Raw genomic sequence first — 14,611 nt, 5'->3', positions numbered from 1 at the left:
CGCCAGGTCAGCATCGCTCAGACCTTGAGTGCTGTTATGAAACACCGGGAACATCTCGTTGAACATCGTCCCTTGCGCGCTCATGCCGTGCTTGAGAAACGTGCTCAGATCCTGCTGATTCCAGCCGCGCGCGGCCAGATCGGTGGCCAGCAGGCTCGGTGCCAGATAACCATTGAGAATGCCGCCGGTCATGCGCTTGTCCATTTGCATCGCGCCGGGCAGGCCGCGTGGCGTATGGCATTCGCCGCAGTGACCGAGAACGTCGACCATGTACTGGCCGCGCTTCCACGCCTCACCTTTGCCTTCGGCCGGCTCCAGCTTGACGTCTTTGCCGTAGAGCATGTTCCAGCCGGTCAGACCCAGACGCACATTGAACGGAAAGCTCAGGCTGGTCACCGGCGCGGCGCGTTCGATCGGCTCGATGGTTTTCAGATACGCGTGAATCGCATCGGAGTCGGCGCGCGGCATCAGGTGATACGAGGTGTACGGCATCGCTGGATACAGATTCGCACCGTCGCGCCGCTTGCCTTCGGTCAGCGCAGCGAAGAACTCGTCATCGTTGTACAGACCGATGCCGTGCTCTTTGCTCGGGGTGATGTTGGTGCCGTAGATCGTGCCGAATGGCGAGAGGATCGGCAGGCCGCCGGCATACGGGGCGCCACCCGGTGCGGTGTGGCAGGCCATGCAGTCAGCGGCGCGGGCGAGGTATTCGCCGCGCTTTACCTGTTCATCGGCGTGGACCGCCAAAAGCGGCGCGGCCAGTCCGACCGCAAAAGTCAGGCGGGTCAGTAAACGCTTCATGCTCAACCCTCCTTGACCAGGCCGAGATCGGTCAGCACGTTGCGCGTGGCGTTGTAATAACGCACGTAACCGGTGCAGCGGCAGACGTGATGGCCGAGGCTGTCCTCGATCACCTGTTCCAGCTGACTTTTGACGATCGGCTGGCGCTGCAGCTTCTCGACCAACACGGTGGCGGCGTTGACGAAGCCTGGCGCGCAGTAGCTGCACTGGAAGGCGAACTCGTCGACAAAGCGCTGCTGGATCGGATTGAGCTCGGTGACCTGGCCCTGCTCGTCGCGAGTGGCATGGCCTTCGATGGTGCGAACTTTCTTGCCCTCGAAGTAATGCGCACCGGTGATGCAGGTGCGCACTTCCTCGCTGGTGCCGTCGGGGTTATCGACGATCACCACACAGGCGTGGCAGATCCCCTGACCGCAGCCCAGCCGCGAGCCGGTGAGGTTTTTGTATTCGTGCAGGTAGTCGATCATCGGCAGGTCATCAGGGATGTCCACCGGGCCGACGGATTGACCATTGAGGGTCAGTTGAAGCGGACGGTTAGCCATTGAGGGCCTCCTTGATGCGCGCAGCGGTGATAGGCAAGTCACGAACACGTTTACCGATGGCGTGCGCCACGGCGTTACCGATGGCACCGACAATCGGGATCATCACCACTTCGGCGATGCCTTTGGACGGATCGCTCGGCGACAGCGGCGGCAGGATCTCCGCAGTCTGCTTCCACACCGCAACGTGACGGGCCATCGGCAGACGGTAACGGTTGAAGTTCCAGTCACCCTCCCCCGGCCCGCCTTCGTACAACGGCATCTCTTCCATCAGCGCATGACCAATACCCATGGCGATACCGCCTTCGAGCTGGCCCTTGACCAACTCTTCAACCAGCACCCGACCACACTCGATCCACGAATGGTGGTTGAGCACCTGAACTTCCGCCGAGCCTTTATTGACCTTCAACTCGACCAGCGTCGCGACCGGGCTGTAATAGGTCACGGCAGCGTTGTTCAACTGCACTACCGGGTAGTTGACGTTCTGCCGATCAAGCAAGTGGAAGCCGGCGCTGTTCATCTGCGCTTTCTTCGCTTGCGGCGCGCCATCGCCGTATTTCACCGCCAGACCGTCGAGCGGCAGGCGCTCGCGCACGCCGTCGATACTGTATTCAGCCTCGGCCCAGCTCCAGCGGTTGAAACCATGCACCGTGGCGCCCGTCACCAGACCGCGATCGTGGGCACGCTTGGCCAGCTCTTCGAAACTCAGCGGCTGCATGCCGTTGGCGGTCAGCTTGCCGTCGACCCAATGCGCATCTTCGCGACGCACCACGTAAGGGTTGGCCTGGCCGCCGTACGGACCCTGACGCCAGATCTCCAGCGCCGCGGGCCACAAGCCGTGGTTGAACAGCACCCGCGCCGCTTCACGGGTCGCGTGGCTGAAGTAATAGGCGGAGTTGGTCGCCGAAGACGCCGACGCCAACTTGCCGACCCAGCGCGGATTGCGCAGCAGATTGTCCTGCTCGGCCTGACTCATGATGTACGGGTTGCCGCTGGTGATCAGCTGCATTTCCTGCCACTCGGTTTCGCCGGTCTTCACCTCGTGCGCCGGGCTGCCGAGGAAATCGGCGACGACCAAGGCTTGCGAAGTGGACATGCCGGTGCCGATTTCGATACCGATGTGGCGCAGGGTGATGCGCCCGTCTGCGGTGAATTCGATGCTGGCCATCGGCGCTTCGGAGCCGGTGCCGAAGTCTTTCTGGCAGATGGCGAAACCGACGCCGTACCAGTTATCCGGGTCTGCCGCTTCACGTTGTTGCTTGATCGTGTCGCGATTTTTCCAGACTTCGTGCACCGAGGCCTTGTCGAGAATTTCATGCAGGCGCAGTGCACCGGCCGGGATTGCGCCCTGGGTGTTTTTCATGCCGGAACGCAGGGCATTCCTGCGGCGCAAATCGATGGCGTCGACACCCAGGCGATTGGCGATTTCGTCGACCATCATTTCGGTCGCCGCCATGCTTTGAAGAGTGCCGTAACCGCGCATCGAACCCGCCTCGACCGCGCGCGAGTGATACGCGGTGACCTGCAGATCGTTCTGCGGCATGTAGTAGATCGACTGCGCAGCCGTGGCGCCAACCGCCGCCACCGATGGGCTGTAGTTGACCCGACCGCCGCCGTCGACGCTCATTTCCGCGCGGAAAATCTTGAAGGTGTAGTCATTCTTGTCCACGGCCAACTGGTAGCGGATGTCGAACGGGTGACGCTTGATGCCGCTCTGGAACTGCTCGTAGCGGTCGTTGGCCAGACGCACCGGCACACCGGCGCCGTACAGCGCAGCCAGGGCTGCGTAGTAGACAAAAATGTTGTGGTCTTTGGAGCCATAGCCGACGGTATAGCCCGGGTGCATGTTCAGATTGGACAAGCCGAAACGCGACGGCCCGATCATCTTCGCGGTCTCGGTCGCGACTTCCAGCGGGCACTGCGTCGCCACGACGAAATGCAGGGTTTTGGTTTTCGGGTCGTACCAGCCGTTGCCGTTGTCCGGCTCGAGGGCGGCCGGTTCGATCGACGGCGTCTTGTAGCGCTCATCGAACACCAGCCAGTTGTCTGGCGGCGTGTCGATTTCCTGCTTCATGCGGTCGGCGTAGAACAGGCCGCGCTCGGTGAGGTTGCCATGCAGGTTCGGCGATGCATTCCAGACTGGACGGCGGTTCTTCAGCATCGGGAACAGGATCGAATCCTTGAGGCTGGCGAATTCGTCTTCGTCCGCCGAAGTCGCGCCGCCGACGCGCACGTAGCGGAAGCTGCCGTAGGGGTCGCCTTCGTAGAACGGCACCTTGGCGCCGTAACGAATCGCTTTGTCATTGAATTTGAGTTGATTCTTGGCCTGACGGAAACGCTCGAAGTCGTTCCAGATCAGAATCGCTACCGGGTGACCGATGAACATCGGCACTTTGCCTTCCGGCAGCAATGGATCAGGCGCGTGCTCTTCGGGGAAGACGATACCGTCCTTGTCCAGATCGGCAGCGGTAACGATGCGGTCCGGCTGCAGATCAGCGCCGAGCCACGACAGGTCGTAGCCTGCGTAGATGCGGTCGGCCTTGATGGTTTTCAGCAGCATGGCGTGGCCTTGTTGCTCAGGCCAGCCAGGCATGTCCTTGGCGCGGATGTCGCGGGCAAACACCTTGCTGCCGCAGACCTTGGACAAGGCATCGTTACGTTGCCGCGCCTTGCCGTTATTGCCGAGCCATTTCTCGGACGGCACGGTGACGCTGTTTTCCATCAAGGCAGCCAGCGCCTGACTGCTGAGCGGCGTGAGCGTAACGCTCACACCCGCCACCAGCCCGCCCTGGAGGAACGAGCGCCGGGATATTTCACGGTTGGACATGGATCATCCTCTGGGCGGTTATAGGTCCGCCCTTGTGGTTATCTACTGGGGATCTCGAGTCGTGCAGAAGCTCTTTCTGGCGAAGCAAAGAGCTGTGTTGACAGTGCAAAGCTGACCGAAAGGTTAACTTTAAAGGTTTCTGCGCCCACAGCAAACAACCAGTTACAAAAACCTGACTAAATAATCAAAAAAAATCAATGCGACGTGGCACCGCAGTAGGCTTGCAGAGATTCTTGTAGGAGCTGTCGAGTGAAACGAGGCTGCGATCTTTTGATCTGGATTTTTTAAGAGCAAGATCAAAAGATCGCAGCGTGCCGCAGCTCCTACAGGACGATTTGCGCAGGAGTTCGAGAGGGGAATAACCAAATTTCAGACACAAAAAACCCCGGTCTTTCGACCAGGGTCTTTGCTATCGATCCGATTCAGCCTATGACTGGTTTCGGCGCTTCAAGGCGTTCAGTGGTCCTTGAAACAGATATGGCGCAGCGGACGGGACTCGAACCCGCGACCCCCGGCGTGACAGGCCGGTATTCTAACCGACTGAACTACCGCTGCGTATCGCTTTGAGCTTGCGCTCAAGTAACTCGTTTTGATTACCGGCTTCGGTGCCTGGCAATCGCGAACCAGATCAATCTGACTCGTAAAATATGGCGCAGCGGACGGGACTCGAACCCGCGACCCCCGGCGTGACAGGCCGGTATTCTAACCGACTGAACTACCGCTGCGCGTCGGTGCAGGCACTTTCAGCCTACTCTCTTGCTTGCGCAAGCTTCTCGGGAGTGGTGGGTGATGACGGGATCGAACCGCCGACATTCTGCTTGTAAGGCAGACGCTCTCCCAGCTGAGCTAATCACCCGTTTGCATCTCCGAGGCCGCGAAATTTACGCAGGTGGCGAAGCTAAGTCAATAGCAGGATTGGAGTTTTTCTGAAAAAGACGAAATTGCTTCATTCCTGAAGAAGCCATCGACCGATGGACCGCATTCGCGAGCAGGCTCGCTCCCACAGGACGCGGCTTCGCTTGTTATTCCGTGTAGATCATCTTCTTGGTCATGCCGCCATCGACGACAAATTCCTGGCCGGTGACAAACCCGGCATTCCTCGACAGCAACCACGCCACCATCGCCGCCACGTCCTCGACAGCCCCTACCCTGCCCGCCGGATGCTGAGCATGATCGGCATCGGCCAAAGGTTCGGCGCGACGCACCGAGGGATCACGGGCATCGATCCAGCCCGGACTGACTGCGTTCACGCGGATTTCCGGTCCAAGGCTGATTGCCAGCGCATGGGTCAGCGCCAACAGCCCGCCCTTGCTCGCAGCGTAGGCCTCGGAGTCCGCCTCCGACTGTCGCGCGCGGGTCGAGGCCAGATTGACGATCGAACCGTTGTGCGCACGCAGATACGGCGCACAGTGCTTGGCCAGCAACATCGGCCCGCTCAAATTCACCGCCAGCACCCGATTCCAATACGCCAGATCGAGGCTCTCCAGGGTGATGTTGTGCGGATCGGCCACCGCCGCGTTGCAGACCAATGCATCTAGGCGACCGAACTGCCCCAATACCTCGGCCACGCCCAGCGCGACCTGATTTTCGTCGGCGACGTCCATGGCGATGAACCAGGCGTTCTCGCCCAGCACCTTCGCCACTTTCGAACCACGCACCCGATCAAGATCGGTCAGCACCACCTGCCAGCCTTCGCTGACCAGCCAAGCGGCGATTCCGAGGCCAATACCGCGCGCAGCCCCGGTGACCAGCGCCACGCGGCCATGGGTGTTGGCCGCGGGTGTGGACAACTCGATCACAATGCCGCCAGACCGCGCGCCAGATCAGCTTGCAGGTCAGCCACGTCTTCCAGACCGACCGCAACGCGGATCAGACTGTCACGAATGCCTGCCGCTTCACGCTCCTGTGGCGCCAGACGGCCGTGGGAGGTGGTGCTTGGATGGGTGATCGTGGTTTTGCTGTCGCCGAGGTTGGCGGTGATCGAAATCAACCGCGTGGCATCGATAAAGCGCCAGGCGCCTTCTTTGCCGCCCTTGACCTCAAAGCTGACAACCGCACCGAAGCCCTTCTGCTGGCGCTGGGCCAGCTCGTGCTGCGGATGGCTCTTCAGACCGGCGTAATGGACCTTCTCGATGCCGTCCTGCTGCTCCAGCCATTCGGCCAGCGCCTGAGCGTTGGCGCAATGCGCTTTCATGCGCAGGTTGAGGGTCTCGAGGCCTTTGAGGAAGATCCACGCGTTGAACGGGCTGAGGGTCGGCCCGGCGGTCCGCAGGAAACCCACCACTTCTTTCATCTGCTCACCGCGACCGGCGACAACGCCGCCCATGCAGCGGCCCTGACCATCAATGAACTTGGTCGCCGAGTGCACGACAATGTCCGCGCCGAGCTTCAGCGGCTGCTGCAACGCCGGGGTGCAGAAGCAGTTGTCGACCACCAGCTGCGCGCCCTTGGCATGCGCGATTTCAGCCAGGGCGGCGATATCCACCAGTTCGGCCAACGGATTGGACGGCGACTCGACAAAGAGCAGTTTGGTGTTGGACTTGATCGCCGCGTCCCAGGCTGACAGATCGGCCAGCGGGACGTAATCGACTTCGACGCCGAAGCGTTTGAAGTACTTCTCGAAGAGGCTGATGGTCGAGCCGAACACGCTGCGCGACACCAGCACATGATCGCCAGCACTGCACAGGCTCATCACCACCGCCATGATCGCGGCCATGCCGGTTGCCGTGGCGACGGCTTGCTCGGCGCCCTCCAGCGCGGCAATGCGTTCTTCGAACGCGCGCACGGTCGGGTTGGTGTAGCGCGAATAGACGTTGCCCGGCACTTCGCCGGCAAAGCGCGCCGCTGCATCGGCAGCGGTGCGGAACACGTAACTGGAGGTGAAGAACATCGGGTCACCGTGTTCGCCTTCCGGCGTGCGGTGCTGACCGGCACGGACGGCCAGGGTATCGAACGCTACGCCTTCGAGGTCGCTGTCCAGCCGACCGGCATCCCATTCCTGACTCATGCTGTCTCTCCTTGCTGTTCTCGAACAATGAATATCAGATACAAAACCGGCCCCTCAGGGCCGGTGGAAACTCAGTTGTTGTACAGATCGATGATCGCACTGACTGCCTGGGTCTTGACCTTCGAGGCATCGTTGCGCGCCTGTTCGATCTTGTTCAGGTAAGCCTCGTCGACGTCACCGGTCACGTACTTGCCGTCGAACACCGCACAATCGAAGTGCTCGATCTTGATCTTGCCGCCACCGACCGCTTCGATCAAGTCAGGCAAGTCCTGATAGATCAGCCAGTCAGCGCCGATCAGATCGGCCACGTCCTGAGTCGAACGGTTGTGCGCGATCAGTTCGTGAGCGCTCGGCATGTCGATACCGTAGACGTTCGGGAAGCGCACCGCAGGTGCCGCCGAGCAGAAGTAGACGTTTTTCGCGCCGGCTTCGCGGGCCATCTGGATGATCTGCTTGCAAGTGGTGCCGCGCACGATCGAGTCATCGACCAGCATCACGTTCTTGCCACGGAATTCCAGCTCGATGGCGTTGAGCTTCTGGCGTACCGACTTCTTGCGTGCAGCCTGGCCCGGCATGATGAAGGTGCGGCCGATGTAACGGTTCTTGACGAAGCCTTCGCGGAATTTCACACCCAGGTGATTGGCCAGCTCCAGCGCGGCAGTACGGCTGGTGTCCGGAATCGGGATGACCACGTCGATGTCGTGCTCAGGGCGCTCGCGCAGGATCTTCTCGGCGAGCTTCTCGCCCATGCGCAGACGCGCTTTGTACACCGACACGCCGTCGATGATCGAGTCCGGACGCGCCAGGTAGACGTGTTCGAAAATGCACGGGGTCAGCGACGGGTTGGTTGCGCACTGACGGGTGTGCAGCTTGCCATCTTCGGTGATGTACACCGCTTCGCCTGGCGCGAGGTCGCGGATCAGGGTGAAACCGAGCACGTCCAGGGAAACGCTTTCCGAGGCGATCATGTACTCGACGCCTTCGTCAGTGTGACGCTGACCGAACACGATCGGACGAATGCCGTGCGGATCGCGGAAACCGACGATGCCGTAACCGGTGACCATCGCCACAACGGCGTAACCACCCACGCAGCGGTTGTGCACATCGGTCACAGCGGCGAACACGTCTTCTTCGGTCGGTTGCAGCTTGCCGCGCTGGGCCAGCTCGTGGGCGAACACGTTGAGCAGCACTTCCGAGTCGGAACTGGTGTTGACGTGACGCAGATCGGATTCGTAGATCTCTTTGGCCAACTGTTCAACGTTGGTCAGGTTACCGTTGTGCGCCAGGGTGATGCCGTACGGCGAGTTGACGTAGAACGGCTGGGCTTCGGCCGACGTCGAGCTGCCGGCAGTCGGGTAACGGACGTGGCCGATACCCATGTGGCCGACCAGACGCTGCATGTGACGCTGCTGGAACACGTCACGCACCAGGCCATTATCCTTGCGCAGGAACAACCGGCCATCATGGCTGGTCACGATACCGGCAGCGTCCTGGCCGCGGTGCTGGAGCACGGTTAGCGCGTCATACAGCGCCTGATTGACGTTCGACTTACCGACGATACCGACGATGCCACACATGCGACGCAACCCCTACTTAATGGATCTGAACTGAACAGCACTCACTGAGGCGTTTTCGCCGTCGGCAAGAGCTGCTCCTTGAACGGAATCTCAGCGGGTACGCTGATTCCGCTGGCAAGCCACTGACTGCTCCACCCGAGTATCAGGTTTTTGGACCAGTCGGCGACCAATAGAAACTTGGGCACGAGCTGTGATTCTTTCCACCACCCGTCCTGCTGTACCGGCCCCAGGCTCAACAGCCCGACCGCCACGACCACCAACAACACGCCACGCGCTGCGCCGAAGGCCATGCCGAGGAATCGATCGGTCCCGGACAACCCGGTAACGCGAACCAACTCGCCGATAAGATAATTGATCATTGCGCCCACGATCAGTGTGGCGACAAACATGATGGCACAGCCCGCGATCACGCGAGCCGATGGGGTTTCGATGTATCCGGCGAGGTACTCGGACAGTGAGCCACCAAACATCCAGGCAACCGCTCCTGCGATGATCCAGGTCAGCAGCGATAAAGCTTCCTTTACGAAGCCGCGGCTCAGACTGATCAAAGCGGAGATGGCGATGATTGCAACGATCGCCCAGTCAACCCAGGTAAATGGCACAGTGCAGCCTACAGACGGATAAGGCGGCGCATTTTAGCAGAGCGCATGGCTGTCGGTAAGCTGCGATTGTCAGTGCTTTTCAATCGAGATGATAGATTTCAGCCACGTTCAGGCTGAAAACGGACAACGAAGCCCTTGAGGTTCTGCTGACGGCTCAGCAGATCGCGCAGACGATCGGCTTCGGCACGTTCGATCAGCGGACCGACGAATACCCGATTCTTGCCATCGGCCGAGCGAATGTAAGCGTTGTAACCCTGGCTGCGCAGGTTCTTCTGCAGGCTCTCGGCGCTGGCGCGGCTCGACAGGCTGGCAAGTTGCACTGACCAGCTCACCGACAGCCCGTTGGCATCGACGCGGCTCTGCGTGGTGTCAGGCTTGCTGGTTGCGGAGGTGATTGGCTGAGCCGGCGCCGGAATCGGCTTGACCACTGGTGGCGGCGTTGCCGGGCGGGCAATCTGCGCCGGGATGGTCGGTGCCGGGGCGGCCGGGGTGGCCGGTGCAGCGGGCGCAGCTTCTTCAGCGACTTCTTCGTCAGTCGGCACAGGCTCTTGCGGCAAGGCTTGCGGCTCGGGCACGGCGACCGGGTCCATTTGCACTTGCGGCATGGCCGAAGGCTGAGGCGCAGCCGGGGCCTCGACGGTCACCTGACGCTGCTCGTCCTGACGGGAAAACAGCATCGGCAGGAAGATCACCGCCAGCGCCACCAGCACCAGCGCGCCAACCATGCGCTGCTTGTACGCTTTATCCAGCAAAGCCATTTGCCGCTTCCTCCGTGGAGCGCCGGGCCAGCCATTCAAGGGCCTCGGCGACACAATAAAATGATCCGAACAAGAGAATCTCGTCGTCACTGGTTGCTACCGCACACTGCCCTTCCAGAGCCGCCGCGACGCTGTCGTAAGACGTAACAGAAGCGCCAAGGTTCTCCAGCGCTGCCTCAAGTTCAGCCACCGGACGCGCGCGCGGCGAATCCAGCGGCGCGACAGCCCAATGCGCGACACTAGCATTCAATTCGCCAACAACACCATCCAGATCCTTGTCGGCCAGCAATCCGAACACCGCCAGACGCTTGCCAACCGGCGGCCGCGCGGCCAGACGCCGGGCGAGATACTCAGCGGCGTGCGGGTTGTGACCAACATCAAGCAAAACGTTCAGGCGCTTGCCATTCCATTCGAATGACCGACGATCGAGGCGTCCGACCACGCGCGTCGCCTGCAATGCAGGGACAATCTGTTCGGCATTCCACGGCAAACCTGTCAGCAGATAGGCTTGCAGCGCCAGCGCGGCGTTTTCCATCGGCAGATCGAGCAGCGGCAAGTCGCGCAACTCGACCACTTGGCCCAGGGCATCGGTGCCGCGCCATTGCCAGTGTTGGTCAGTGATGCCGAGATCGAAATCGCGTCCACGCAGAAAGAATGGGCAAGCCAGTTCGTGCGCCTTGTCGAGCAGTGGTTGCGGAGGATTCAGATCGCCACACAAGGCCGGTTTGCCCTGACGGAAGATACCGGCCTTCTCGAAGGCGACGGATTCGCGGGTATCGCCCAGATAATCGGCGTGATCGACGCCAATGCTGGTGACCAGCGCAATATCGGCATCGACCACATTGACGGTATCCAGACGCCCGCCCAACCCCACTTCAAGCACCACAGCGTCAAGCGCCGCCTGCTGGAACAGCCAGAACGCTGCCAGAGTGCCCATTTCGAAGTAAGTCAGGGAAGTCTCGCCGCGGCCCGCCTCGACCGCAGCAAAGGCTTCGCAGAGCTGCGCGTCAGTGGCTTCGACGCCGTTGAGCTGCACCCGCTCGTTGTAACGCAGCAGGTGCGGAGAATTGTAGACACCAATGCTCAGGCCCTGGGCACGCAGCAACGAAGCCACGAACGCGCAGGTCGAACCCTTGCCGTTGGTGCCGGTGACCGTGATCACCCGAGGCGCCGGCTGGCCCAGCCCCATGCGGGACGCTACCTGTTGCGAACGCTCCAGGCCCATGTCGATGGCCGACGGATGCAACTGCTCAAGGTAGGCGAGCCATTCACCAAGGGTGCGCTGGGTCATACGTTGGCAGGCACCGGTGGCACCACGATCGGTTCGATCGGCGCGGCGACGAACTTCGGCGTCGGCTTGCCGGTCATCTGTGCCAGCAGGTTACCCAGACGCGGACGCAGTTCCTGACGGTGGATGATCATGTCGATCGCGCCGTGCTCCAGCAGGAATTCGCTGCGCTGGAAGCCTTCCGGCAGTTTCTCGCGCACGGTCTGCTCGATCACACGCGGGCCGGCGAAGCCGATCAGGGCTTTCGGTTCGCCGACGATGACGTCGCCAAGCATCGCCAGACTGGCGGAAACGCCGCCGTAGACCGGGTCGGTCAGTACGGAGATGAACGGAATGCCTTCTTCACGCAGACGCGCAAGCACGGCCGAGGTCTTGGCCATCTGCATCAGCGAGATCAGCGCTTCCTGCATGCGCGCGCCACCGGAAGCGGCGAAGCAGATCATCGGGCAGCGGTTTTCCAGTGCGTAGTTGGCAGCGCGAACGAAGCGCTCACCGACGATGGCGCCCATGGAACCGCCCATGAAGTTGAATTCGAATGCGGAAACCACTACCGGCATGCCCAGCAAGGTACCGCTGACCGAGATCAGCGCGTCTTTTTCGCCGGTCTGCTTTTGCGCAGCAACCAGGCGATCCTTGTACTTCTTGCCGTCGCGGAATTTCAGACGGTCAACCGGCTCCAGGTCAGCGCCCAGTTCGTTGCGGCCTTCCGGATCGAGGAAGATGTCGATGCGCGCACGTGCGCCGATGCGCATGTGGTGGTTGCACTTGGGGCAAACGTCCAGGGTCTTTTCCAGCTCCGGACGGTACAACACCGCCTCGCAGGATGGGCATTTGTGCCACAGACCTTCAGGCACCGAGCTCTTCTTGACCTCCGAGCGCATGATCGAAGGGATCAGTTTGTCTACTAACCAGTTGCTCATGCTTTCTTTCTCCAGTACCGGCGGCCCGAACGCTCTGGTTCGCAGCCCCGCGTATGCCCTTGAGCTAAATTCATGTGTGTGGCGATGGTTGCCGAACAGTCGCGGTCAGCGCGAAACATGACCTGCGTACGATTCACCAACCCTCAGCCGCGCCTGCTTTGTGCAAGTGCATTGATGGACGGCGGCAGACTGCCAGCCGTCACATCGACGATGTATTGCCGCGCACCGCGTTGATGAATGCGCGAATCTTGTGGTGATCCTTGATGCCTTTGCTCGCTTCTACCCCGCCGCTGACATCCACCGCGTAGGGCTTGACCCGTGCTACCGCGTCGGCAACGTTCTCCGGCGTCAGGCCGCCGGCCAGAATCAGCGGCTTGCTCAAGTGTTGCGGAATCAGTGACCAGTCAAACGCCTCGCCGGTTCCGCCAGGCACCCCTTCGACATACGTGTCGAGCAGTACGCCACTGGCGCCGGGAAAGGCATCGCAGGCAGTGGCAATGTCATCGCCGGCCTTGACCCGCAGCGCTTTGATGTACGGCCGATGCCAGCCTTCACACTCCTGCGCGCTTTCGTCGCCATGGAACTGCAAAAGATCCAGCGGCACCGCATCAAGGATTTCTCCCAGCTCGCAACGGCTGGCATTGACGAACAGCCCCACGGTAGTCACGAACGGCGGCAACGCCTTGATGATTGCCCTAGCCTGCTGCACGCTCACTGCACGCGGGCTCTTGGCGTAAAACACCAGACCGATCGCATCGGCACCGGCTTCGACGGCGGCCAGCGCATCTTCGATGCGGGTAATGCCGCAGATCTTGCTGCGAACGGCTGACATGTCAGGAAAACCTCAAGGCAAAATCCGAAAACGTCCCGGATGGTAACAAAAGCGTTCGACAGCGTCAGCCGTCAAGTTCGGAGAAACCCGTAAGGAAATGTGGCCCGATAAAGCGCTCGGGTAACGGGAATTCGTCGTGATACTCGACCTGCACCAGATAGAGCCCATATGGATGCGCCGTCACCCCGCCGGAGCGACGCTCGCGACTCTCCAGCACTTCTTTCATCCACTCCACCGGGCGCTCCCCGGCACCGATGGTCATCAGCACACCGGCAATATTGCGCACCATGTGATGGAGGAACGCGTTGGCACGAATGTCGAGCACGATCATCTTGCCGTGACGAGTCACGCGCAGGTGATGCATCTTCTTGATCGGCGACTTGGCCTGGCACTGACCGGCCCGGAACGCGCTGAAATCGTGGGTACCGATCAGGTACTGCGCGGCCTCGGCCATACGCTCGGCGTCGAGCGGACGGTGATTCCAGGTGATTTCTTCATTGAGGTGCGCCGGGCGAATCTGATCGTTGTAGATCACATAGCGATAACGCCGGGCGATGGCCTTGAAGCGCGCATGAAAATGCGCCGGCATGACCCTGGCCCAACTGACGCTAATGTCGTGGGGCAGATTGATATTGGCGCCCATGACCCAGGCTTTCAGCGAGCGATCAACCTGGGTGTCAAAGTGCACCACTTGGCCGCAGGCATGCACGCCGGCATCGGTACGCCCGGCGCATTGCAGGGAAACCGGCGAATTGGCGACTTTCGACAGGGCTTTTTCAAGCTCTTCCTGCACAGTCGCCACTCCGGTCAGCTGCCGTTGCCAGCCGCTGTAACGCGAGCCTTTGTACTCAACGCCCAGCGCGACGCGGTAAAAGCCGTCGGGCGCCATTTCGGCGACCGGGTTATCTATGTTTGCCAAGGTGGGACAGCCTGCTGATTTGCAAAGGCGGGCATTATAAGGCGGTGGGCTGGGGATGCCAGAGTTCTCTATCGGCAGTACCGCCCCCTTGGCGAGCAAGCTCGCTGCCACATTTGCAATGCCCCCCCCCTGTGGGAGCGAGCCTGCTCGCGAAAGCAATCGATCAAACACCACAGAATTCGGCACCAACAAAAACGGCAGCCCCACCGGGCTGCCGCTTATTGTTTACCGCTGAACTTACGCCAGGTTGGAAAGCATTTCCTTGGCCTCGCCCCGCTGCTTCTCGTCACCCTCGGTCAACACTTCGTTGAGGATGTCGCGCGCACCATCGGCGTCGCCCATGTCGATGTAGGCCTGGGCAAGATCGAGTTTGGTCGCTGCTTCGTCAGTGCCGGCGAGGAAGTCGAAATCGTCTTCTCCCAAATCATCACCCATCGCCGCGTCCGCTTCGGTGAAGCTCGGTTCGGCCATGCTTTGCGACAGGCGATCCAGCTCGGCATTGACGTCGTCCAGCTCGGCCGCGAAGGCATCCGGCTCGGCG

The 14,611-nt window shown here is 61.0% G+C and carries 13 protein-coding genes and 3 tRNA genes; all 16 read right to left on the bottom strand.

The window, feature by feature from the left end; translation table 11 throughout:
- Positions 1-801, bottom strand: an 801-nt coding sequence (locus OQK_RS20085) for a c-type cytochrome (RefSeq protein WP_016773948.1), incomplete at its 3' end; no start/stop codon positions are given.
- 2 nt (positions 802-803) lie between these two features.
- Positions 804-1,343: a (2Fe-2S)-binding protein gene (locus tag OQK_RS20080; protein ID WP_016773947.1), complete on the bottom strand. Its 540-nt coding sequence runs from the start codon at positions 1,341-1,343 to the stop codon at positions 804-806.
- Positions 1,336-4,167 carry a xanthine dehydrogenase family protein molybdopterin-binding subunit gene (locus OQK_RS20075; RefSeq protein ID WP_016773946.1) on the bottom strand — a complete coding sequence of 944 codons (2,832 nt, stop codon included), beginning with the start codon at positions 4,165-4,167 and terminating at the stop codon, positions 1,336-1,338. Before OQK_RS20075 ends, OQK_RS20080 begins: the two co-directional genes overlap by 8 nt.
- Positions 4,168-4,645: 478 nt before the next feature.
- Positions 4,646-4,722, bottom strand: a tRNA-Asp gene (locus OQK_RS20070).
- A 93-nt stretch (positions 4,723-4,815) separates the two neighbouring features.
- Positions 4,816-4,892 (bottom strand) — tRNA-Asp (locus OQK_RS20065).
- A gap of 55 nt (positions 4,893-4,947) precedes the next feature.
- Positions 4,948-5,023: transfer RNA gene (locus OQK_RS20060), tRNA-Val, on the bottom strand.
- A 166-nt stretch (positions 5,024-5,189) separates the two neighbouring features.
- The gene (locus OQK_RS20055) at positions 5,190-5,966 is read right to left on the bottom strand and encodes an SDR family oxidoreductase (protein WP_016773945.1); all 777 of its coding nucleotides are present in this window, start codon (positions 5,964-5,966) and stop codon (positions 5,190-5,192) included.
- On the bottom strand, positions 5,963-7,174 hold the full coding sequence (locus OQK_RS20050) for an O-succinylhomoserine sulfhydrylase (protein WP_016773944.1): 1,212 nt from the start codon (positions 7,172-7,174) through the stop codon (positions 5,963-5,965). The genes OQK_RS20055 and OQK_RS20050 overlap by 4 nt, the downstream gene beginning before the upstream one ends.
- Before the next feature lie 71 nt (positions 7,175-7,245).
- Positions 7,246-8,751, bottom strand: a complete 1,506-nt coding sequence (gene purF, locus OQK_RS20045) for an amidophosphoribosyltransferase (RefSeq protein ID WP_016773943.1) — start codon at positions 8,749-8,751, stop codon at positions 7,246-7,248.
- A 41-nt stretch (positions 8,752-8,792) separates the two neighbouring features.
- Complete coding sequence (locus tag OQK_RS20040; RefSeq protein ID WP_016773942.1) at positions 8,793-9,353, bottom strand: CvpA family protein; 561 nt, start codon at positions 9,351-9,353, stop codon at positions 8,793-8,795.
- Positions 9,354-9,451: 98 nt separating this feature from the next.
- On the bottom strand, positions 9,452-10,111 hold the full coding sequence (locus tag OQK_RS20035; protein WP_016773941.1) for an SPOR domain-containing protein: 660 nt from the start codon (positions 10,109-10,111) through the stop codon (positions 9,452-9,454).
- Complete coding sequence (gene folC, locus OQK_RS20030) at positions 10,095-11,402, bottom strand: bifunctional tetrahydrofolate synthase/dihydrofolate synthase (protein WP_016773940.1); 1,308 nt, start codon at positions 11,400-11,402, stop codon at positions 10,095-10,097. The genes OQK_RS20035 and folC overlap by 17 nt, the downstream gene beginning before the upstream one ends.
- Positions 11,399-12,319, bottom strand: coding sequence for an acetyl-CoA carboxylase, carboxyltransferase subunit beta (gene accD / locus OQK_RS20025; RefSeq protein WP_016773939.1), 921 nt, complete (start codon positions 12,317-12,319; stop codon positions 11,399-11,401). Before accD ends, folC begins: the two co-directional genes overlap by 4 nt.
- A 199-nt stretch (positions 12,320-12,518) precedes the next feature.
- Positions 12,519-13,151: a phosphoribosylanthranilate isomerase gene (locus OQK_RS20020; RefSeq protein ID WP_016773938.1), complete on the bottom strand. Its 633-nt coding sequence runs from the start codon at positions 13,149-13,151 to the stop codon at positions 12,519-12,521.
- A gap of 64 nt (positions 13,152-13,215) precedes the next feature.
- On the bottom strand, positions 13,216-14,040 hold the full coding sequence (gene truA, locus OQK_RS20015; protein WP_016773937.1) for a tRNA pseudouridine(38-40) synthase TruA: 825 nt from the start codon (positions 14,038-14,040) through the stop codon (positions 13,216-13,218).
- A gap of 267 nt (positions 14,041-14,307) precedes the next feature.
- Positions 14,308-14,611: FimV/HubP family polar landmark protein (locus tag OQK_RS20010; protein WP_038861453.1), on the bottom strand; the 304-nt coding region annotated here is incomplete at its 5' end.

Origin of the sequence: Pseudomonas sp. R62 (assembly GCF_000257605.1) — a bacterium.
GTDB lineage: Bacteria > Pseudomonadota > Gammaproteobacteria > Pseudomonadales > Pseudomonadaceae > Aquipseudomonas > Aquipseudomonas atacamensis.
The sequence above is the reverse complement of the archived record's forward strand: the minus strand, read 5'-3'. Positions and strand labels throughout refer to the sequence as shown.

Coding starts and splice junctions, on each gene's coding strand:
- OQK_RS20020 (WP_016773938.1), bottom strand. CDS start 13,151: ATGTCAGCCGTTCGCAGCAAGATCTGCGGCATTACCCGCATCGAAGAT.
- OQK_RS20075 (WP_016773946.1), bottom strand. CDS start 4,167: ATGTCCAACCGTGAAATATCCCGGCGCTCGTTCCTCCAGGGCGGGCTG.
- OQK_RS20035 (WP_016773941.1), bottom strand. CDS start 10,111: ATGGCTTTGCTGGATAAAGCGTACAAGCAGCGCATGGTTGGCGCGCTG.
- OQK_RS20050 (WP_016773944.1), bottom strand. CDS start 7,174: ATGAGTCAGGAATGGGATGCCGGTCGGCTGGACAGCGACCTCGAAGGC.
- folC (WP_016773940.1), bottom strand. CDS start 11,402: ATGACCCAGCGCACCCTTGGTGAATGGCTCGCCTACCTTGAGCAGTTG.
- truA (WP_016773937.1), bottom strand. CDS start 14,040: ATGGCGCCCGACGGCTTTTACCGCGTCGCGCTGGGCGTTGAGTACAAA.
- OQK_RS20080 (WP_016773947.1), bottom strand. CDS start 1,343: ATGGCTAACCGTCCGCTTCAACTGACCCTCAATGGTCAATCCGTCGGC.
- accD (WP_016773939.1), bottom strand. CDS start 12,319: ATGAGCAACTGGTTAGTAGACAAACTGATCCCTTCGATCATGCGCTCG.
- purF (WP_016773943.1), bottom strand. CDS start 8,751: ATGTGTGGCATCGTCGGTATCGTCGGTAAGTCGAACGTCAATCAGGCG.